This is a genomic window from Ferrovibrio sp. (assembly GCF_965278975.1).
Classification (GTDB): domain Bacteria; phylum Pseudomonadota; class Alphaproteobacteria; order Ferrovibrionales; family Ferrovibrionaceae; genus Ferrovibrio.
In genome coordinates this window covers 1,620,755-1,640,207 of record NZ_OZ257126.1, presented here as the reverse complement: position 1 = coordinate 1,640,207, position 19,453 = coordinate 1,620,755, and the positions used below count along the sequence as shown (strand labels likewise).

Annotated in this window: 24 protein-coding genes; 9 read left to right on the top strand and 15 right to left on the bottom strand. The window is 65.0% G+C overall.

Going from position 1 to position 19,453, the window contains the following annotated elements; all coding sequences use genetic code 11:
• Positions 1 to 36 precede the first annotated feature (36 nt).
• From miaB to tsaB, 5 genes are all read right to left on the bottom strand, one after another.
• A complete protein-coding gene (miaB, locus tag ACQY7X_RS08010; protein WP_428249364.1) occupies positions 37 to 1,461 on the bottom strand; it encodes a tRNA (N6-isopentenyl adenosine(37)-C2)-methylthiotransferase MiaB in 1,425 nt (474 codons plus the stop codon).
• Between the two features lie 178 nt (positions 1,462 to 1,639).
• Positions 1,640 to 2,506, bottom strand: coding sequence for a lysophospholipid acyltransferase family protein (locus ACQY7X_RS08005; RefSeq protein WP_428249362.1), 867 nt, complete (start codon positions 2,504 to 2,506; stop codon positions 1,640 to 1,642).
• 47 nt (positions 2,507 to 2,553) lie between these two features.
• Complete coding sequence (locus ACQY7X_RS08000; protein ID WP_428249361.1) at positions 2,554 to 2,988, bottom strand: Fur family transcriptional regulator; 435 nt, start codon at positions 2,986 to 2,988, stop codon at positions 2,554 to 2,556.
• Between the two features lie 58 nt (positions 2,989 to 3,046).
• Positions 3,047 to 3,484: a MucR family transcriptional regulator gene (locus ACQY7X_RS07995; RefSeq protein ID WP_428249360.1), complete on the bottom strand. Its 438-nt coding sequence runs from the start codon at positions 3,482 to 3,484 to the stop codon at positions 3,047 to 3,049.
• A 92-nt stretch (positions 3,485 to 3,576) separates the two neighbouring features.
• Positions 3,577 to 4,752 carry a tRNA (adenosine(37)-N6)-threonylcarbamoyltransferase complex dimerization subunit type 1 TsaB gene (gene tsaB, locus ACQY7X_RS07990; RefSeq protein ID WP_428249359.1) on the bottom strand — a complete coding sequence of 392 codons (1,176 nt, stop codon included), beginning with the start codon at positions 4,750 to 4,752 and terminating at the stop codon, positions 3,577 to 3,579.
• A 53-nt stretch (positions 4,753 to 4,805) separates the two neighbouring features.
• On the opposite strand from tsaB, the gene ddpX reads away from it, so the two are divergent.
• Positions 4,806 to 5,366, top strand: coding sequence for a D-alanyl-D-alanine dipeptidase (ddpX, locus tag ACQY7X_RS07985; RefSeq protein ID WP_428249357.1), 561 nt, complete (start codon positions 4,806 to 4,808; stop codon positions 5,364 to 5,366).
• On the opposite strand, the gene ACQY7X_RS07980 is transcribed toward ddpX, so the two are convergent.
• The 6 genes from ACQY7X_RS07980 to ctrA form a co-directional block, all read right to left on the bottom strand.
• Positions 5,312 to 6,508, bottom strand: a complete 1,197-nt coding sequence (locus ACQY7X_RS07980) for an FAD-dependent oxidoreductase (RefSeq protein ID WP_428249355.1) — start codon at positions 6,506 to 6,508, stop codon at positions 5,312 to 5,314. The two genes, ddpX and ACQY7X_RS07980, sit on opposite strands and share 55 nt — an antisense overlap.
• Entirely contained in the window at positions 6,505 to 7,455 is a 951-nt protein-coding gene (locus ACQY7X_RS07975) for an ornithine cyclodeaminase family protein (RefSeq protein ID WP_428249353.1), read from the bottom strand. The genes ACQY7X_RS07980 and ACQY7X_RS07975 overlap by 4 nt, the downstream gene beginning before the upstream one ends.
• Positions 7,456 to 7,459: 4 nt before the next feature.
• Positions 7,460 to 7,726: a LapA family protein gene (locus ACQY7X_RS07970; protein WP_428249352.1), complete on the bottom strand. Its 267-nt coding sequence runs from the start codon at positions 7,724 to 7,726 to the stop codon at positions 7,460 to 7,462.
• Between the two features lie 79 nt (positions 7,727 to 7,805).
• Entirely contained in the window at positions 7,806 to 8,138 is a 333-nt protein-coding gene (gene ihfB, locus ACQY7X_RS07965) for an integration host factor subunit beta (RefSeq protein WP_428249351.1), read from the bottom strand.
• A gap of 41 nt (positions 8,139 to 8,179) precedes the next feature.
• Positions 8,180 to 9,109 (bottom strand): signal peptide peptidase SppA, encoded by a 930-nt coding sequence (sppA, locus tag ACQY7X_RS07960; protein ID WP_428249350.1) that lies wholly within the window; start codon positions 9,107 to 9,109, stop codon positions 8,180 to 8,182.
• A 202-nt stretch (positions 9,110 to 9,311) separates the two neighbouring features.
• Positions 9,312 to 10,052 (bottom strand): response regulator transcription factor CtrA, encoded by a 741-nt coding sequence (gene ctrA, locus ACQY7X_RS07955; protein WP_428249349.1) that lies wholly within the window; start codon positions 10,050 to 10,052, stop codon positions 9,312 to 9,314.
• Positions 10,053 to 10,246: 194 nt separating this feature from the next.
• Here ctrA and fliI point away from each other — a divergent pair, with 194 nt between their 5' ends.
• The 6 genes from fliI to ACQY7X_RS07925 all read left to right on the top strand — a co-directional run bounded on the left by fliI (position 10,247) and on the right by ACQY7X_RS07925 (position 14,744).
• A complete protein-coding gene (gene fliI / locus ACQY7X_RS07950) occupies positions 10,247 to 11,578 on the top strand; it encodes a flagellar protein export ATPase FliI (protein ID WP_428249347.1) in 1,332 nt (443 codons plus the stop codon).
• A gap of 14 nt (positions 11,579 to 11,592) precedes the next feature.
• The gene (locus tag ACQY7X_RS07945; protein WP_428249346.1) at positions 11,593 to 12,024 is read left to right on the top strand and encodes a hypothetical protein; all 432 of its coding nucleotides are present in this window, start codon (positions 11,593 to 11,595) and stop codon (positions 12,022 to 12,024) included.
• Positions 12,025 to 12,113: 89 nt separating this feature from the next.
• Positions 12,114 to 12,602 (top strand): DUF1348 family protein, encoded by a 489-nt coding sequence (locus tag ACQY7X_RS07940; protein WP_428249345.1) that lies wholly within the window; start codon positions 12,114 to 12,116, stop codon positions 12,600 to 12,602.
• Positions 12,602 to 13,171, top strand: a complete 570-nt coding sequence (locus tag ACQY7X_RS07935) for a TetR/AcrR family transcriptional regulator (RefSeq protein ID WP_428249344.1) — start codon at positions 12,602 to 12,604, stop codon at positions 13,169 to 13,171. The genes ACQY7X_RS07940 and ACQY7X_RS07935 overlap by 1 nt, the downstream gene beginning before the upstream one ends.
• Positions 13,172 to 13,211: 40 nt before the next feature.
• Positions 13,212 to 14,120 (top strand): glutathione S-transferase family protein, encoded by a 909-nt coding sequence (locus ACQY7X_RS07930; RefSeq protein WP_428249343.1) that lies wholly within the window; start codon positions 13,212 to 13,214, stop codon positions 14,118 to 14,120.
• Positions 14,121 to 14,141: 21 nt separating this feature from the next.
• Positions 14,142 to 14,744 carry a 2-hydroxychromene-2-carboxylate isomerase gene (locus tag ACQY7X_RS07925; RefSeq protein WP_428249341.1) on the top strand — a complete coding sequence of 201 codons (603 nt, stop codon included), beginning with the start codon at positions 14,142 to 14,144 and terminating at the stop codon, positions 14,742 to 14,744.
• A 2-nt stretch (positions 14,745 to 14,746) separates the two neighbouring features.
• Here ACQY7X_RS07925 and ACQY7X_RS07920 read toward each other — a convergent pair whose 3' ends face one another.
• Positions 14,747 to 15,385, bottom strand: coding sequence for a LysE family translocator (locus ACQY7X_RS07920; RefSeq protein WP_428249339.1), 639 nt, complete (start codon positions 15,383 to 15,385; stop codon positions 14,747 to 14,749).
• Positions 15,386 to 15,437: 52 nt separating this feature from the next.
• Here ACQY7X_RS07920 and ACQY7X_RS07915 point away from each other — a divergent pair, with 52 nt between their 5' ends.
• Positions 15,438 to 16,319 (top strand): dienelactone hydrolase family protein, encoded by an 882-nt coding sequence (locus ACQY7X_RS07915; protein WP_428249338.1) that lies wholly within the window; start codon positions 15,438 to 15,440, stop codon positions 16,317 to 16,319.
• The gene (locus ACQY7X_RS07910) at positions 16,316 to 16,825 is read left to right on the top strand and encodes a 2'-5' RNA ligase family protein (RefSeq protein ID WP_428249336.1); all 510 of its coding nucleotides are present in this window, start codon (positions 16,316 to 16,318) and stop codon (positions 16,823 to 16,825) included. The genes ACQY7X_RS07915 and ACQY7X_RS07910 overlap by 4 nt, the downstream gene beginning before the upstream one ends.
• Positions 16,826 to 16,904: 79 nt before the next feature.
• Here ACQY7X_RS07910 and ACQY7X_RS07905 read toward each other — a convergent pair whose 3' ends face one another.
• The 3 genes from ACQY7X_RS07905 to leuD all read right to left on the bottom strand — a co-directional run bounded on the left by ACQY7X_RS07905 (position 16,905) and on the right by leuD (position 19,446).
• A complete protein-coding gene (locus tag ACQY7X_RS07905) occupies positions 16,905 to 17,525 on the bottom strand; it encodes a glutathione S-transferase family protein (RefSeq protein ID WP_428249335.1) in 621 nt (206 codons plus the stop codon).
• 84 nt (positions 17,526 to 17,609) lie between these two features.
• The gene (gene leuB, locus ACQY7X_RS07900; protein WP_428249334.1) at positions 17,610 to 18,719 is read right to left on the bottom strand and encodes a 3-isopropylmalate dehydrogenase; all 1,110 of its coding nucleotides are present in this window, start codon (positions 18,717 to 18,719) and stop codon (positions 17,610 to 17,612) included.
• 97 nt (positions 18,720 to 18,816) lie between these two features.
• Complete coding sequence (gene leuD, locus ACQY7X_RS07895) at positions 18,817 to 19,446, bottom strand: 3-isopropylmalate dehydratase small subunit (RefSeq protein WP_428249333.1); 630 nt, start codon at positions 19,444 to 19,446, stop codon at positions 18,817 to 18,819.
• Positions 19,447 to 19,453: the final 7 nt, after the last annotated feature.

The following is a 19,453-nucleotide window of genomic DNA, read 5'->3' as shown; positions in this document are numbered from 1 at the left end:
AGGCAGGGCAGGCGAAACGACGCCGGAAGCCCAGGATCATGCGGCCTCCTGATCCGTCAGAGCAGCGCGCGGTGCAGCCCCGGGTGTAGTCCCGGGCACGGCCCCGGGCGCAGCAATGGGCGCGGCGACGAGATTGTTCAGATAACCGTTGGCGATCTCGACATCGAGCATCTGCCCGATGGCGGCGCTCGCTGCACCCGCCTGCTGTGCCTCAACCAGCACCGGCTGCATATAGGGGCTGCGGCCCAGCAACTGGCCCGACCGCTTGCCGACACGATCGAGCAGCACCTGCACCCGGCGACCGACCATCGCGGCATTGAAGGCTGCCTGCTGTTCGCGCAGCAGCTCAAGCAGGGCGGCGAGGCGCGCTTCCTTCACGCTTTCCGCCACCTGGTTCGGCAGCAAAGCCGCCGGCGTGCCAGGACGCGCGGAATATTTGAAGCTGAATGCCTGGGCGTAATTGGCATCGCGCACCAATTGCAGCGTGGCGGCAAAATCCTTGTCGCTCTCGCCCGGGAAACCGACGATGAAATCACCCGACAGTGCAATATCCGGCCGCGCCGCACGCAGCCGGCGCACAACATCAAGGTAAAGCCCGGCCTCATGGCCGCGATTCATCGCCTTGAGGATGGCATCCGAACCTGCCTGCACCGGCAGATGCAGGAACGGCATCAGATGCTCAAGCTCGCCATGGGCGCGGATCAGCGCATCATCCATCTCGCGCGGATGCGAGGTGGTGTAGCGCCAGCGCGGTGCATTGGTGCCCAGGCTGTGGCGGCGATGCAGTTCGGTGAGCAGATCGGCCAGCGACCAGATGCGGCCATCCTTGGCCTCGCCGTGATAGGCATTCACATTCTGGCCCAGCAACGCGATCTCGCGCGCACCACCGGCCACCAGGCGTTCGGCTTCGGCGAGAATGGCTTCCGGCGGGCGGGAATATTCCGCGCCGCGCGTATAGGGCACGACGCAGAAGGTGCAGAACTTGTCGCAGCCTTCCTGCACCGCCAGGAAGGCGATCGGGCCGGGCGGGGTCGCCAGGACTTCCGGCAGATGGTCGAATTTCGTATCGGCGGGAAAATCGGTATCGAGCACGCCAAGCCGCGGCGCCCGGGCACCGGGCTTGAGCCGGCGGCGGTCCTTGTGGCGCTCGGCCTGGGCCAGCAATTCGGGCAGGCGGTGATAGGCCTGCGGGCCGACCACCATGTCGACGAAGGGGGCGCGGTTGAGGATTTCCTCGCCCTCGGCCTGGGCGACGCAGCCGGCCACCGCGATGGTGAGATCGGCACCGGTTTCCTTGCGCCGGCGCCAATGGCCCAGTTCCGAGAATACCTTCTCGGCGGCCTTTTCGCGGATATGGCAGGTATTGAGGATCACCATGTCGGCATCCTCGGGCGAATCGGTCTTGGCGTATCCGAGCGGTGCCAGTACGTCCACCATGCGGGCGGAGTCGTACACGTTCATCTGGCAACCGTATGTTTTAATATAGAGTTTTCTGGCCAAGAGCGTTGTTGGAGCCGGGCGGAAGCCGCCGGTCCTGGACTCCTCGTCACGTTGCGACTGCGAACCACACTATCACCCACCCCGCCGCCGTCAAGCGATGAAGCGCGGAGGGTAAAAATGTCATAGATTTTTCAAATGGTTATTTTTCCGGGAGGGCAATGTCGCCGCCATCCTCGGTGGCCGGCTCCTCGGGCGGGCCGAGGCGCGATTTCGGCAGGCTGCGCAGCCCCGGCTCGCGGCCGGCATTGATATCGGACAGGCCCTCGATCACCACCTGATGGCAATGCGCCGCCATGTCCTTGCGCGACTTGAAATCCTGGATCGTCACCGGCTGGTGGAACTCGATTACGGCTTCCGCCGGGCCGGATTTCAGGTAGCGCCACAGATGCGGCACCAGATCCTCGTCGCCGAGCCAGGCAAACAGATGCATCCAGCGCCGCCCCACCGGCATGTGGTTGAGCTTGGCATAGCCCAGGCTGACCGGCTGCACGGTGAGCGGCCGGCCGTTCACCGGCTGCTCCGCCAGGGCGAAGAAGGCGGTCTTGAACGGCAGGATGCGCAGGCCGTCCGACGAGGTGCCTTCCGGGAACAGGATCAGGTTGTCGCCTGCCGCCAGGCGCTCCTGCATCTCGTCGCGATGCTCGGCGGTCTTCTGCCGCACATTGCGCTGCACGAACACGGTACGCTGCAGCCGCGACAGCAGGCCGAAGAACGGCCAGGATTCGATCTCGCTCTTGGCCACGAAGCTGACCGGCACCACGGTGGAGAGCACCACGATATCGAGCCAGGAAATATGATTGATGATGAACAGCACCGGCGCCTGATCGGCCGGGCGGCCCTCGACGCGGATATTCACCCGCATCAGCCAGGCAACGACGCGGTGATAATACAGCGGCAGCCATTTGCGCCCGGGATGCTGCAGCTTCACCAGCAGCATCTGCACTGGAATCAGCGGCAGCGTCCAGCACAGGAACAGCAGCAGGATCAGCGTGGGGCGCAGGGCCATGGAGTAAGTACCAGTGATACCGATAGGCCCAGCGGCCGGATTGATAATTACTTGCGGCCCTTGGGATCGGCCGCATCCGCGAGCGGCACGCCGTAAAGCTCAAGCCGGTGATCCACCAGGCGGTAGCCGAGCCGGGCCGCGATCTTTTCCTGCAGGGCTTCGAGTTCGGGATCGTTGAACTCGATGATATTGCCGGTGCGGGTATCGATCAGGTGGTCGTGATGCGCTTCCGGCATTTCCTCGTAGCGCGCACGGCCATCGCCGAAATCGAGCCGGCTGAGGATGCCGGCTTCCTCGAACAGGCGCACGGTGCGGTACACCGTGGCGATCGAGATGCGCGGGTCCACCGCATGGCTGCGCCGATGCAATTCCTCAACATCCGGATGGTCGGAGGATTGGCTGAGCACGCGCGCGATCACCCGGCGCTGCTCGGTCATGCGCATGCCCTTGGTCATGCACAATTGCTCAAGGCGGCTGGTCATGCCGTCACCTGCTCCCTGTTATGCCCGGAAAGCCGGGCCATCCATCACCCCGGGGAATCTAACGGCCGCCCTTGCGGCGTGCCGTACCGAGCCCGATCTTCTTCGCCAGCGCCTGACGATGCAAGGCGTAGTTCGGTGCCACCATCGGATAATCCGCCGGCAGGCCCCACTTCTCGCGATACTGCTCCGGCGTCATGTCATAGTGGCTCATCAGGTGACGCTTGAGCATCTTCAGTTTCTTGCCGTCTTCCAGGCAGATGATGTAGTCGGCCGCCACCGATTTCTTGATCGGCACCGCCGGCTGCAACTTGTCGGCAACCGCTGCCGCCGCCACCGAGGGGACAACCGCGCTGCCATCCAGCCCGGCCAGGGTGCCGAAAACCTGGCGGATCAGTGCCGGCAATTCGGCAGTCTCCACCTTGTTATGCGAGACATGCGCGGCAACGATATCGGCTGTCAGCGACAGCAATTCCGATTTATTCGTGGCCTCGGCCATTTCCCGATCCCCGGCGGCAAATATTCGCTACTGTGCAATATAGTATTGCCGGGCCGGAATCGCCAGAGATCAGGCTGCGAATAAGTCTAAGTTTAATGAATTTCTGCCCGCATCACCAAGCCATCCTCGAAGCGCAGGGCTGCATCCGGGGATATTCTTTCCAGTTGATAGTAATCCTTGCGCCGGCCGACCTGCTGGAACCCGCCGGCACGATACAAAGCCTGCGCCGCCAGGTTGCTCACCGCCACTTCCAGGAACAGGCTGCCGGCACCGCGGCGCTTCGCCTCCGCCGCCAGGGCCTTGAGCAACGCCGCACCGATGCCGAGCTGGCGCAGGCGCGGCCGCACCGTGATGGTGATGACTTCCGCCTCATCGGCGGCGACCCGGCCAAAGGCGAAGCCGGCCGGCTGCCCCGCCGGATCGATCGCCAGCAGCACGAAGGCACCCGGCATGCCGAGCAGGTCGCGCAAAGCCGCCTCGCTCCAGCCGTCATGGAAGCCTTCGCGGTGCATGGCGCTCAAGATCGCCGCATGGCTGGCATCGGCGGGCTGGATGGTCACGCTCAGGCTCGCCGCCGGCTGCACCACGCGCGGCAGCGCGGCATCGGGCGGGCGGATGTAAAGCGGCTTGGGCGGCACCGGCCGGGCGTCGCCCGGCTGCCAATGTCCGGCGGCCTGCCTGGCGGCCTGCAACAGCGATTGCGCCGTCGGCTGCGACGGACAGGCCGCGATGCTGCGCTCCGGCTGCGGCCGCAACAAGGCCGCGCCGGAACCGACCAGGGTGAGCGGCCCGGCGGGCAGGATGGCTTCGGCCTGATCCAGCGGCAGGATGCAGGCTGGCCAGAGCGGGATGCCAAGTTGGGCTGCGCCCGATCCGGCAGTACTGGCGGCGAAAGCCTGGAGATAGACTTCGCCGCGCCGCGCATCGATCACCGCCACGGTGGCGCGGCCGGCCTGGGCTGCCTGCAAGCCCAGCGCCTCGGTTGTGGTCACGCCCCAGAGCGGTTTGCGCAAGGCAAGGCTTAAGCCCCGCGCCACGCTCAGCGCGGTACGGATGCCGGTGAAGGAACCCGGCCCGATGGTGACGGCGATGGCCTCCAGTTCTTTCAGTTCAAGCCCGGCGGCCTGGCGCGCCGCTTCGATGGTCGGCAGCAGGCGCTCGGCATGACCCTTCCCTCCCAAACCACGTTGTTCCGTCAGGATCGCATCGCCATCGGCGATGGCGGCGAGGCAATCGTCGAGCGCGGTATCGAGCAGCAGCCACTTCATTGCCGCCGCGCGCTTGTGTAGGAATGAGGGGAGCGAATCATGGAGACGCGCCGATGCCGCTGGTGGCGATTGCCCCGCCCGACTATCCCGTGCTGATCGACCTGCGCTATGCGACGGACGACAACATCACCGGCAAGCCGGTCTATGGCCGCCAGGCGGCCTTCCTCAACCAGGAAGCCGCCGAAGCCCTGGGCCGCGCCATCGCGCTGGCGGCGCAGCTTGGCTACCGCTTCCGCATCTTCGATGCCTTCCGCCCGAGCGAGGCGCAATGGGTGCTGTGGAATCACACGCCTGATCCAAATTTCCTGGCCGATCCGCGGCGCGGCTCGCCGCATTCGCGCGGTGCCGCCGTGGACCTGACCCTGGTGGACGCCGCTGGCCGCGACCTGGAGATGGGTACCGCCTTCGATGCCTTCACCCCACTGTCGCATCACGGCCGGCTTGATATCAGCGCCGAAGCGCAGCGCAACCGCGCACTGCTGCTGGGCATCATGACCGCCGCCGGCTGGGACTTCTACCGCAATGAATGGTGGCATTATCAGTTGTTCGACGCCAAACGTCATCCGGTGCTCTCGGATGCGGAAGCCGGATCGGCATTGATGCCCGTTTCATAGGGCCCGCAATCATAAGGAACGGGCTGCAGCCCGCCGGCAATCCAATCGGCCACTGCCTGATACTCGGCACGCTCAAGCACCGCCGCCGCCATCTGTTCGCCCAGGGTGGCGCCGAATTTGAAGCCATGGCCGGACGAACCGCAGAAGGCAAAGCCGCGCGGCCCAAGCTGGCGGAACTGGAATTTCTCGTTCGCCTCGACATCGTAGAAACAGGTCTTGGCCTGCGCCACGCGGTATTCATCGCCCCGCACCAGGCGCTGGCGCACCGGCGCGAGAATCGCCTCGATCTCGGCTTCGCGCGGCTCGCGGTCGCTGCCCGGATCGGCGGTGGCGCCAAAACGATGATCGCTGACTTTCAGGCCCAGCCGCATGCCATCGCCGCTGACGCGCGGCGGCACGGCATAGAAGCCGGCCTGGGCACCGATATCGAGCAGCATCGGCGCGCGATACCAATGCACCGCCAGATCGGCCGGAGCGTTGAGATACACCGCCACCTGCCGGCTTGGCCGCGCCACCTCAGCAAGTTCCGGCAGCAGCGTGCGGGTCCATGGACCCGCCGTCACCAAGACGCGGTCGGCGGCAAGCATGCGGCCATCGGCGAGCGTGACCGAACCGGCTTCGGCATCCACCGCCTGCACGCGGGTACGCGTCAGCAGCCGCAGGCCGCGATCCAGCAGATGATGCTTCAGGCTGCCGATGATTGCCTCGGCGCGCAGCAGGCCACCATGTTCGCAATAGAAGGCTTCCGCCAGGCCCTCCGCCTGTATCAGCGGAAAGCGTTCATTCAGTGTCGCCAGTGCCAGCGGTTCATGCTGGATGCCTTCCGCCTGCAGCACGGCGCGGCTCTCGGCGGCCCAGTCATCACCAGGGCCGCACAGCACCAGCGTGCCGGTTTCGATCTGCAGGCGCACGCCGAGATCGCGCCACAGCCTTTCCCAGGCATCGTAGGCGGCATGGTTCATGCGCGCATAGCCGCGCGCGCTGCCATAGGGATAGCGGATCAGGCGGTGCTGATCGACCGAACTGCCCAAGGGATTGGGCAGGGCATGCTGTTCGATCAGCGTCACCCTGGCGCTGCCACGGATCAGCGCCCAGGCCGTGCTGAGGCCCATGATGCCGCCGCCGACGATGATGATGTTCACGGCATGCTCTCCGCCACCAGTTCGGCGGCGGCGAGATCTTCCAGCGCGAAACCCACCGACTTGAACAGCGTGATCGCTTCCGGCCCGGAACGCAGCGGGCATTGATCGCGCACCAGGGCGAACAGATCGCCGCGCACCCGCTCCGGCGTCAGGACGCCACGCTCCAGCGGCTGCACGATATCGCCGGCCTCCTTCATGGCACCGGCCCTGGTATCGACATAGATTTCGGCGCGCGCCACGGCGGTATCGTCGGCCTCGCGCATCTTTGGCGTGAAGCCGCCAACCAGATCGAGATGCGCGCCCTTCTTGAGCCAGGCGCCCTGCACCAGCGGCTCATGGCTGAGCGTGGCGCAGGAAACCGTGTCGGCGACTTTCACCGCCGCTTCCAGATCCTCGATCACCTTCACCGCCGCGCCTTGCGCATTGAGGTCATCGCGTAGCGAAGCGGCCAGTTCCTCGGCACGCGCGGCGTTGCGGTTCCACAGGCTGACCTTGGTATAGCGCCGCACGGCGCAATGGGCGCGCACCAGATGCGGCGCCAGCGCACCGGCACCGACCATCAGCAGATGTGCAGCCTCGCGCCGCGCCAGATAGCCGGCGGCCAGCGCCGAGGCGCAGGCGGTACGCCGCAGCGTGAGCGCCACGCCGTCGATCACCGCCTTGGGCGCGCCGTTGCGGGCATCGAACAGCAGATAGGCACCGATCACCGAGGGCAGGCCCTGGTTCGGATTATCGGGATAGACGCTCACCGCCTTGATGCCCATATGGCGGCCGGCCTGCCAGGCCGGCATCACCAGCAGCATGCCATCGGCGCCGGATGGATTGGGGATGGTGTAATGCTGGCGCAGCGGCACGTCGCCACCAGCGCGGAAAGCCTCGCGCAACGCCTCGATCAATTCCGGGTAAGGCAGGGCTGCATGTACCGCAGCGGCATCGATCACGCGCATGGGGCTAACTGACCAGCGGCAGCGGCGGCTCGGGCGGTTTCGCAGGCAGCGCGGCGGCCGGCGGCTTGCGCCCGAGCCGGCCCAGCCATTGCGCGAAGGCGCCGAGCAGCAGCCCGGTGATGAAGGTGGCGAACACCAGCAGGTAGAGCGGCAATTCGATGGCGAAGGGCAGCGGATCGAGCGAGACGGCGACGCTCTGGCGGTTGGCGACCGCGAAAATCACCAGGATGAGCAGCAGCAGGGCGCCGAGGATGACACGCAGGAAACGCATCGCCGTACTCCTTGAACCTGGCCGCCATACGCAAAAATCGCCACCGCCATGCCCGGTGGGGCATGCCGGGCGATGTGGCTTAGGCTTCGGCGGCCTTCGCCGCGGCGGCCTGAGCCTGAGCCTGGGCCTTGGCGGCGAGGTTGAGCTTCTGGCGCAATTCCTTGCCGGTCTTGAAGAACGGCACATACTTTTCCGCCACATCGACGGCGGTGCCGGTGCGTGGGTTGCGACCCGTGCGGGCCGGCCTGCACTTTACCGAAAAGGCGCCAAAACCGCGCAATTCCACTCTGTCGCCACGCGCCAGGGCATTCGCAATCTCATCGAAAATCGTACCGACGATGCGCTCGATATCGCGCTGCGTCAGATGCTGATTGCCCTCGGCCAAACGATTGATCAATTCAGATTTTATCATCGGCTATTCCCTGCGCTTTCGCCGGGGTGCCCCCCTCTTGCCTAGTCAGGGTGCCAAACCGAAACCAGTCCGTCAAGCCTAAGCCGTTCGGTTAAAAGGGTTTTTCCAAAGAGCGCGTTGGCGGTGCTGCCGAACAGTTCGGCCATCATGGAGACCGGCGGCTCGGCCGGCACTTCCCGCACCGGCAGGGCGGTCGGGATTCCATGGGTGCGGGCCAGCCAGCGCCGCGCTTCCGGCTCGGCGCCCAGTTCGTCGATCAACTTGAGATTGAAGGCAGCACGCCCGGAATAGACCCGGCCATCGGCCAGCCGGGCCGCCTCGGCACGGTCCAGCTTGCGCCGCGCCGCCACCAGGTCGACGAACCATTCATGGGTTTCCATCACCATGCGGCGGAGCTGTTCGCGGCCGGCCGGCGACAGCGGCTTGATCGGCGAGGGCTCATCCTTCAAGGCGCCCGAGGCGATGCTTTCGGCGCCGACGCCGATCTTCTCCAGCAGCTTGGAAAACTCCGCGCTCTGGAACAGCACGCCGATGGAACCGGTGAGCGAGGTTTCGCGCGCCACCACATGATCGGCGGCGATTGCCGCCATATAGCCGGCCGAGGCGCCGAGCGTGCCGATCACCGCCACCACCGGTTTCTGCTCCGCCACATTGCGCAAGGCGGCATAGAGCGCCTCGCCGCCATAGGTGGAACCGCCGGGCGAATTGATCTGCACGATCAGGGCATGGGTGTTGTCGTTCTTCGCCACCTTCTCAAGCTGCTCGGCCCAGAAGGCATTCTGCGCGATGACGCCATTGATCTCGATGCGGGCGACATGGGCGCGGTTGCGCTCCAGCAGATTGCCGGGATCGAGGCGGTAGAAGACGCCGAGGCCGAGGGCCAGCACGGCTACGACAGCAACCAGACGCCACCAGAAAACCTTGCGGCTCAGGCGGCGACGTTCCAGCAGGGCATCGATATCCAGCGACATGGATGGATTTTACGCGAGGTAGCGCCGCAGGGCTAGGCGCGGGGAAGGTCCAGCATCCCAACATTGTCATCCCCGCAAAAGCGGGTATCCCATTTCCTCACCACATAAATGGGCTGCATGAATGGTACCCTCGCTTTCGCGAGGGTGACAAAAAGTGCGTTAATTTTCAGCCGAAAATGCGGCCAATTTACCGCCCAGCCCTTTACCGCCCCACGGCGGCGCGCTTCGGCGCACCGGGGGAATTGGCGGCCTGCGGCACGGCGTTGGCATCGGGATCGCGCAGCACATAGCCGCGGCCCCATACCGTTTCGATGTAATTGTCGCCCGAGGTGGCGGAAGCGATCTTCTTGCGCAGCTTGCAGATGAAAACGTCGATGATCTTGAGTTCCGGCTCATCCATGCCGCCATACAGATGATTGAGGAACATCTCCTTGGTCAGCGTGGTGCCCTTGCGCAAGCTGAGCAGTTCCAGCATGGCGTATTCCTTGCCGGTGAGATGCAGGCGCTGGCCGCCCACTTCCACCGACTTGGAATCCAGATTGACCAGCAGCTTGCCGGTCTGGATCGAGCTTTGCGCATGGCCCTTGGCGCGGCGCACGATGGCGTTGATGCGCGCCACCAGCTCATCCTTGTTGAACGGCTTGGTGAGGTAGTCATCGGCGCCGAAGCCGAGGCCCTTCACCTTCTTGTCCGGTTCGCCCATGCCCGAAAGGATCAGGATCGGCGTCGAGACCTTGGCCGCCCGCAGCTTCTTCAGCACGTCATAGCCGTGCATGTCGGGCAGGTTGAGGTCGAGAATGATGATGTCGTAGTCGTAGAGCTTGCCGAGATCGAGGCCTTCCTCGCCATACTCGGTCTTGTAGACGTTGAAGCCCTCATGGCCGAGCATCAGTTCGATGCTCTTGGCGGTAGCGGCGTCGTCTTCGATCAGCAATACGCGCATGGCAGCCCCCTTCGGCAGGTACCGCGTGATTTGGCCCGGTTTTTGGCTGGAACCCCGGCGATTCGCGGTAGTTTACCATTCTTAATAAATAAAGTTAACGAATTCTTACCCCGGCGGAAGTTCCGTTAACTATTTACCACCGCTTAAAGATTTGCCTGCTAGGCTGGGTTCTTCTCCCAGGAGTTACGCTGCCGATGCAAAGCCTGCTGATGGATCTCGACCGCATCAAGGACATGACCTTCACCGGCCGTGTGGTCTCGATTCAAGGGTTGCTGGTCGAGGTCGCCGGAGTCGAACGCTACCTTTCCATCGGCTCCCGCGTCCGCCTGCTGGCGCGCGACAACCGCGTGGTGGAAGGCGAGGTGGTCGGCTTCCGCCAGAACCGCGCCCTGCTGATGCCCTATGGCTCGCTGGAAGGCGTCGGCCTGGGCACCCGCGCCGTGGTGGCCGAGGAGCAGCCGGTGGTCTATCCCGATGTGAGCTGGCTTGGCCGCGTCATCGACGGCCAGGGCCGCCCGCTGGATGGCGGCCCGCCGCTGAGCAACGGCCTGCGGCCGTATCCGTTGCGCAACAACCCGCCGCCGGCCAATTCGCGCCGCCGCGTCGGCCCCAAGATCGATCTCGGCATCCGCTCGATCAACACCTTCATCTCCTGCTGCCGTGGCCAGCGCATGGGCATCTTCGCCGGTTCCGGCGTCGGCAAATCCGTGCTGCTGTCGATGATGGCGCGCTACACCGAAGCCGATGTCAACGTGGTCGGCCTGATCGGCGAACGCGGCCGCGAGGTGCAGGAATTCATCGAGGATGATCTCGGCCCCGCCGGTCTCGCCCGCACCGTGGTGGTGGTGGCGACGTCTGACGAAAGCGCCCTGGTGCGCCGCCAGGCGGCCTATATGACCCTGACGCTGGCGGAATTCTTCCGCGACCTGGGCCTGCAGGTGCTGTGCCTGATGGATTCGGTGACGCGCTTTGCCATGGCGCAGCGCGAGATCGGCCTTTCCGGCGGCGAACCACCCACCACCAAGGGCTATCCGCCAACCGCGTTCGCTGAATTGCCGCGCCTGCTGGAGCGCGCCGGCCCCGGCACCGGCGAAGGCAGCATCACCGGGCTGTTCACCGTGCTGGTGGATGGCGACGACCATAACGAACCGATCGCCGACGCCGTGCGCGGTATTCTCGACGGCCATATCGTGATGGAGCGCCGCATCGCCGAGCGTGGCCGCTATCCCGCCATCAACATCCTGCGCTCGATCTCGCGTACCATGCCGGGCTGCAACTCGGCGGCCGAGAATGAACTGGTGAACCGCGCGCGGCAGATGATGGCGGCCTATGAGGACATGGCGGAGCTGATCCGGCTCGGTGCCTACCGCATGGGCTCCGATCCGCGCGTGGATGAATCGATCCGCTACCAGCCGGCGCTGGAAGCCTTCCTCAAGCAGCTCAAGACCGAACGCGCCGATCTGGCTTCCTGCTATATGGGCCTGGCCGATATCTTCGCCGCTGGCGATGCCCAGGCGATGCGTTAGGAGTGCGGTGAATCATGCGCGGGCTTGATGGACTGATCCGGCTGTGGAAGTGGCGCCTTGATGAGAAGCGCCGCGTGGTGGTTGACCTGGAAGTGCTGCGCGCCGAACTGGAGCGCCAGATGACGGCGCTGGATGACGAACTGGAGCATGAGCGCCGGGTTGCCGCGCAATCGCTGGAAGGCGGCATGGCCTTCACGCCCTATCGCCGGGTGAACCGCGAGAAGATGGACCGCCTGCTGGCTTCGCGCGAGGAAGTGCAGGACAAGATCACCGCCGCGCAGGAAGAAGTGAACGACGCCTTCCGCGAATTGAAGAAATACGAGCTGGTGAAGGAAAACCGCCTGGCGCAGAAGGCCCGCGAACAGGCCGCCGCCGAACAGGCGGAGCTCGATGAAGCCGGCCTGCAAGGCTTCCTGCGCCAGAATCAGCCCGAACCCAATCTTTAGAGCATAGCGGCATCCGGTTTTTTCCTTGCCGAATCCCGGCTGGCGCCATATTGTACCGATAGGTACAATACACACCGGACTCCACTGCCATGACCGCGCCTGCCAGCCGCCCGCCGCTGCCGCCCTTCACCGCCGAGAGTGCCGCGCAGAAGGCCCGCATGGCGGAGGATGCCTGGAACAGCCGCGATGCCGCCCGCGTCGCGCTGGCCTATACCGAAGATAGCTGGTGGCGCAACCGCGCCGAATTCATCCAGGGCCGGGACGCCATCCGCGCTTTCCTGGAGCGCAAATGGCAGCGCGAACTGGATTACCGCCTGATCAAGCAGGTCTGGGCCTTCACCGGCAACCGCATCGCGGCGCGCTTTGCCTATGAATGGCATGACGATAGCGGCCAGTGGTATCGCAGCCATGGCAACGAGCAATGGGAATTCGACGAGCATGGCCTGATGCGGCGGCGCGAAGCCAGCATCAATGACACGCGCATCACTTCGGCCGAGCGCAAATTCCTCTGGCCGCGCGGTGCCAATGGCGACCGCCGCCCGGACGATCACCCATCCTTGAGTGACCTTGGTTTGTAATGCCCGCCGCCATCGTCACGCGCGAGGAAGCCCTGGCCCGCATCGCCGAGTGTTTCCGCAGCCTCGGCTATGAAGGCGCCAGTCTGAGCGCCCTCACTGAAGCCAGCGGCCTGGGCAAGGGCAGCCTGTATAACTACTTTCCCGGCGGCAAGGAGCAGATGGCAGCAGAAGTGCTGGCCCATATCGATGCCTGGTTCGAGGCCGAGGTCTTTGCCCCGCTGCGCAAAAGCGGCGATGCCCATGCGGCAATAGCCGCGATGTTCGAGGCGACGGAACGCTATTTCCATGGCGGCGGCCGCGTCTGCCTGGTGGGCGTATTCGCCCTGGATGCGACGCGCGACCGTTTCGCCGCTGCCGTGCAGAGCTATTTCACGCGCTGGGTGCAGGCCCTGGCCCGGGCGCTGAAACGCGGCGGTGTGCCGGAACCGCGCGCCCGGGCCGAGGACATTGTCGCCGGCATCCAGGGTGCGCTGACACTGGCGCGGGCGCTGAATGAACCGGCACTGCTCCGCCGCCGGCTTCACGAAATGCGGAAACAGATCGATCAAGCCTTGCCTGCCGCGAGGTAAGCCGGCCTAAACTCCCGCCAGCATCCTGGGGGAGAGAAACATGGCGGACCTGATCCTGCATCATTACGGCACTTCGCCGTTTTCCGAGAAAGTGCGCATCGCCTTTGGCATCAAGCGCCTGGCCTGGCGCTCGGTGACCATCCCGGTGATCATGCCGAAGCCGGAACTGATGCCGCTGACCGGCGGCTACCGCAAGACGCCGGTATTGCAGATCGGCGCCGATATCTACTGCGACAGCCAGGTGATCCTGCGCGAACTCGACCGCCGCCGGCCCGAACCTTCGCTGGGCACCGGCACATTGGCCGAGGGCTTCGCCTTCTGGGCTGATCATCCGCTGTTCAGCGCCGCCGTTGCCACCGCCTTCGGCACCATGGGCGAACACCTGCCCGATGCCTTCTTCGCCGACCGCGCGGCTTTCTCGGGCCGCGCCATGGACCGCACCAAACTCAAGCTGCAGTCCGCCGTGATGCAGGGGCCGCTGCGCGCCCATCTGCACTGGGCCGAGCAGAGTTTGAGCGATGGCCGCCGCTTCCTGCTCGGCGATGCCCCGGGCCTTGCCGATCTGGCGCTGTATCATCCGGTGTGGTTCGTGCGCGACCGCGCCAAGAGCACGGCGCTGGCCGATTTCACCGCGCTCAATGCCTGGGCCAACCGCATGGCGGCTTTCGGCCATGGCGAGAAAAGCGAGATGACCGGCGCGGAAGCCCTGACTGTGGCGCGTGAAGCCGAACCGGCGGCAGAGGCGCGCGGCGTGGCGGCGAATGCCCTCGGGCTGCAAGCCGGCCAGCGCGTTTCCGTCACGCCCGACGATACCGGCCGCGACCCGACTGTGGGCGACCTGGTGGCGCTGGATGCGCAGACCATCGTGATCCGCCGCGAGGCGCCAGAATCTGGCGCCGTGCATGTACATTTCCCCCGCGCCGGCTTTATCCTGGTGCCGGCACAATAAGAAAAGCACCGGAGAGGAAACATGGCCCGCCTGGAAGTGTTCTACGACGTATCGAGTCCCTGGACCTATCTCTGCTTCCACAATATCCAGCCGATGGCCGAGCGCCTGGGCGAGCAGATCGAGTGGAAGCCGATCCTGGTCGGCGGCGTGTTCAATGCGGTGAATCCTTCCGTCTATGCCAGCCGCGAGAATCCGGTGCCGGCGAAAATGAATTATACGCTCAAAGATATGCAGGACTGGGCGCGCCATAGCGGCATCAAGATCAAGTTTCCGCCCAGCGTGTTTCCGGTAAACAGCGTGAAGGCGATGCGCGGCTGCATCTGGGCCGAAAGTCAGGGCAAGCAGGCAGCATTAGCGCGGGCCTGTTTCGAACTCTACTGGGGCGAAGACAAGGATATCAGCCAGGATGCGGTGCTGGCTGAAGCCTGCAAGCGCGCCGGCCTGGATGCGGCCGCTTTCGCGCAAGCGGTGAATGACCCGGAGATCAAGTCCGAACTGAAAGCCAATACCGACGAGGTGATCTCGCGCGGCGGCTTCGGCTCGCCGACCATCTTCGTCGACGGCCACGACATGTATTTCGGCAATGACCGCCTGCCGCTGATCGAGGCGGCGCTGAAACGCTAGGCTTAGGCGCGACGGAGCAGCAACCCGCCGCCAGCCTGCCACAATGCCTGCAACGAGAAGCCGATGAACATGACGCCGGTGGCGCGCGTGATCAGCAAGGCGTGGCGCGCATAGAGCCGCCGCACCGGACCGAGGCCGATGATGGCGATCAGGATCAGGTCGGCGGCGATGAAGCCGAAGAAGGCGGCGCCGAGCAGCAAAGGCAGGTTGCTCCAGGTAAGCTGCGCTGCCTGGCCCGAAAGCAGGGCCGTGAACATGGCAACGCTGACCGGATAGCCTTTCGGATTGGTGAGGCCGAAGGCGATGCCGCGCAGCAGGGGCCGCCCGACCTTGAGATCGACCTCGCCGCTCTCACTGGCCTTGGCGCGCACCGCCTTCCAGCCGAGCCAGAACAGATAGACGCCGCAGACCAGGCCGAGCAGATCGAAGGCCAGTCGCCCGAGCGAGGCCGAGCCGACGATGGCGGTGAGCGCCAGGCTGGCCCAGACGATATCGCCGGCCAGATGCCCGGTAACGAAATTCAAGCCGGGACGGCGGCCTTGTGCGGCGACGATGCCGAGCAGGGCGAGAAAGGCCGGACCCGGCATCAGCACATAGGCGGCACCGGCGAGGAAGGTGGCGAGCAGCAGCATGACATCCATGGCCCAAGCCTAGCGGATGGCATCCCCGGGGCGGAAGGCTTAGATTGTCGCCATGCAATCGCTTCGATTCTTCACCCTGGCCGCGATCATCGCCCTGCTGTCCGCGATCCTCGCCCTGGGCCTGACCGGCGGCGCCCGGGCGCAGGAAACCGTTCAGTTCAGTTCCGCCGATGGCCGCACGCAGTTGATCGGCTATTTCTTCCTGCCGGCGAAGCTTTCCTCGGCACGCCCGGCCATCGTGCTGATGCATGGCCGCGCCGGCGCCTATTCCTCCCTGGCGAAAGGCAGCTACACCGCCGCCACGCTGTCGCAGCGCCACCGCGCCTGGGCGAGCTATTGGGCGGCGAACGGCTTCGCTGCCCTGCTGGTGGATGGCTTCGGGCCGCGCGGCTATCCGGCGGGCTTTGGACGCAACAGCTACAAGGACCGGCCGGACGAACTGGATGAAACCGTGGCACGGCCGCAGGATGCCTATGGCGCGCTGGCCTATCTGCGCGGCCGGCCGGAAGTGGATGCGGCGCGGGTCGGCCTGATGGGCTGGTCGAATGGCGGCAGCGCGACCCTTGCGGCACTGATGCAGAACGCGCCGGGCAGCGACTACGCCCCCCTGGGTGGTCTGCATTTCCAGGCCGGTCTGGCGCTCTATCCCGGCTGCACGCTGAAGGAAAAGGTGAAAGCCGGCCTGAAAAGCAGCGCGCCGATCCGCGTGCTGGCGGCATCGGATGATGATGAAGTGTCGCCGAAAATCTGCGAGACCCTGACCCGCCGCAGCCGCGAGAGCGGCACGGATATCGCCATCACCATCTATCCCGGCGCGATGCACAGTTTCGATGATCCCGGCAAGGAGCGGCAGAGCCATGCGCCGAACCGCGCCGCCACCGAGGATGCCTACCGCCAGGCCATCGCCTTCTTTTCCGAGAAGCTGAAGCCATGAGCGTGGCCCTGATCGCCATACCCGATTGGGAGGAAGGTGCTGCGAACTGGATCGAAACCATCCGCCGCATGCATGATCCGCAGCATGGCGCCGTGGCGGCCCACGTCACCCTGGTGTTTCCCAGCGAGGAAATCAGCGAAGGCACGCTGAATGCCGCCGCTTCCATCCTGGCTTCCAGCTTCCAGCCGTTCGATATCGCCTGCGACCGGCTGAGCTGGTTCACCGATCCGCGCGGCGGCAAATATCCCAATCTGGTCTACCTGCATCCCGATGCCGCCAGCGCCTGGACCTTGGGCGAGATGCGCCAGCAATTGCCGCAGCAGGGCGAATTCGAGCCGCATGTGACGCTGTCGCGCTTCGGCGCGGTGTTTTCCGCCAAGGCTTTCCTGCGCCAGGTCGGCGAGGATGTGAACCCGCCGGCAAAGGGCCGCATCGCCGCACTGGACATGCTGCGCATCGAGCATGGCAATGTGCGGATGCTGCGGCGCTATGAGCTGAAGGGCTGATGGTACCCATCACTGTCATGCCGGCGCCCCCTTCGGGCCTGTGCGCGCGGGAATGACAAGAAATAGCTAGAAACCGGTGCTACGGCGTTTCCAGCGGATGCGCCTTGAAGGCCGGCAGCGCCTCGCAGGCAGTCGCCAGGGCTTCCAGATTGGGATAAACGCCGGGCGGCAGCAATTCCGGCTGCATCACGCGCAGGAAGCTGACCGTGACGCCCACCGTGACATCGGCCATGGAAAAATGCTCGCCCATCAGCCAGGGATGCGGCTGCACGGCTTCCAGCGCCCTGAGGCCGCCGGTGGCCTGGGACAGCAGCAATTGCCGCCATGGCTCATGCACCTTTTCCGCCGGGCGGCGGCGCACTTCGTAGATCGCCGCCACCGCCTTATCCAGCACGCCGGCACCCCAGGCCATCAGCCGCAGGCAGTCGCGGCGCGGCTTGCCATGCGGCGGCACCAGGGTTTTCGGCCCGGCCAGCTCCATCAGGTAATCGAGGATCGCGGCGGACTCGATCAGGGTTTCGCTGGCCGAGATCTGCAAGGCCGGCACGCGGCCGACGGGATTGATGCTGAGGCCGCGCTGCGGATCGGCGGTGACCGAGAGATATTCGCGCTCATGCGGAATATCGAGCAGGGTGAGCGCGATAGCCACCCGGCGCGTATAGGGGGAGAGATTACGGCCGATCAGTTTCATGGTCGTCATTGCAATCCCTCCCCCTGATGTAACGCAGGGCGAGTGTAGCCGGAAGCGGCTTACGCCGCCAGCTTGTCCAGCTCCCCGTCGGCCTTAGGCCGCCAGCTTATCCAGCTCCTTGAGCAGCGCATCACCCATGCCGGTGGTGCCGACCTTGGTCGAACCGCCGCCGAGATCAGCAGTGCGCACGCCGGCCTTGAGCACGGCTTCGGCTGCCTGGTCGATCAGGTCGGCATCCTCGCCGAGATCGTAGGCATAGCGCAGAGCCATCGAGAAGCTCTGGATTGTGGCGAGCGGATTGGCGATGCCCTTGCCCATGATATCCGGGGCCGAGCCATGCACCGGCTCGAACAGCGCCATGCGGCGGCCGGTGGCCGGATCGGCAGCGCCGATCGAGGCCGAGGGTAGCATGCCGAGCGAACCGGTGAGCATGGCGGCGGCATCAGACAGGATGTCGCCGAACAGGTTGTCTGTCACCATGACATCGAACTGCTTCGGCGCGCGCACCAGCTGCATGGCGCCGTTATCGGCATACATGTGCTCAAGCTGCACGTCCTTGTACTTTTCCTGGTGCAGCTTGGTGACTTCCTCGCGCCACAGCACGCCGGATTCCATCACGTTGGCCTTCTCCAGCGAAGTGACCTTGTTGCCGCGCTTCTGCGCCAGTTCGAAGGCAACAGCGGCGACGCGGCGGATTTCCGACGTCGTGTAGACCTGGGTGTTGATGCCGCGGCGTTCGCCGTTCGGCAGCGTCTCGATGCCGCGCGGCTGGCCGAAATAGACGCCGCCGGTGAGTTCGCGCACGATCATGATATCCAGGCCCTGCACGATTTCCGGCTTCAGCGTGCTGGCTTCCACCAGGGCATCGAAGCACTTGGCCGGGCGCAGGTTGGCGAACAGGTCCATTTCCTTGCGCAGGCGCAGCAGGCCGCGCTCCGGCTTCTGCTCGAAGGGCAGGTTGTCCCATTTCGGGCCGCCGACGGCGCCGAGCAGCACCACGCCGCAATCCAGCGCGGTCTGCATCGTCTTGTCGGCCAGCGGCGTGCCATGCTTGTCGTAGGCCGAGCCGCCGACGAGGTCTTCCTTCACATCGAAGGAAACATGGCGGCGCTTGTCCATCCACTCGATGACGCGGCGCACTTCACCCATCACTTCGGGCCCGATCCCGTCGCCGGGCAGCATCAGCATGGTACGATTGGACATGGAACTTCCTCTCACTGTTGCGTCACCCCCGCGCAAGCGGGGGTCCCATTAATGGGATGCCGGCTTGCGCCGGCATGACCTAAGGGATGGTGTTGAATCAGGCGGTGCGGCCGGCCTGGGCATAGCGCCAGGGCTGGGACGCGCGCTGGCGGGTTTCGAAATCGTCGATATTGGCCTTCTTCTCCAGCGTCAGGCCGATATTGTCGAGGCCGTTGAGCAGGCAATGCTTCTTGAAGGCATCGATCTCGAACTTGATCACATCGCCATCCGGCCGGGTGATCTCCTGCTTTTCCAGATCGACGGTGAAGCGGGCATTCTGGCCGCGCTTGGCATCGTCCATCAGCTTGTCCACATCGGCCTGCGGCAGCTTGATCGGCAGGATGCCGTTCTGGAAGCAGTTGTTGTGGAAGATATCGGCGAAGCTGGTGGAAATGACACAGCGGATGCCCTGGTCGAGCAGGGCCCAGGGGGCATGCTCGCGCGAGGAACCGCAGCCGAAATTATCGCCGGCAACCAGAATCTGGGCGCCCTTGTATTGCGGCTGGTTCATGAAGAAATCGGGATTCGGCTTGCCGTTCGCATCCTCGCGGAGTTCGAAGAACAGGCCGCGCGCTAGGCCGGTGCGCTCCACGGTTTTCAGGAACTGCTTCGGGATGATCATGTCGGTATCGACATTGATCATCGGCAGCGGCGCGGCAACAGCGGTCAGAGTGGTGAACTTGTCCATGAGCTTC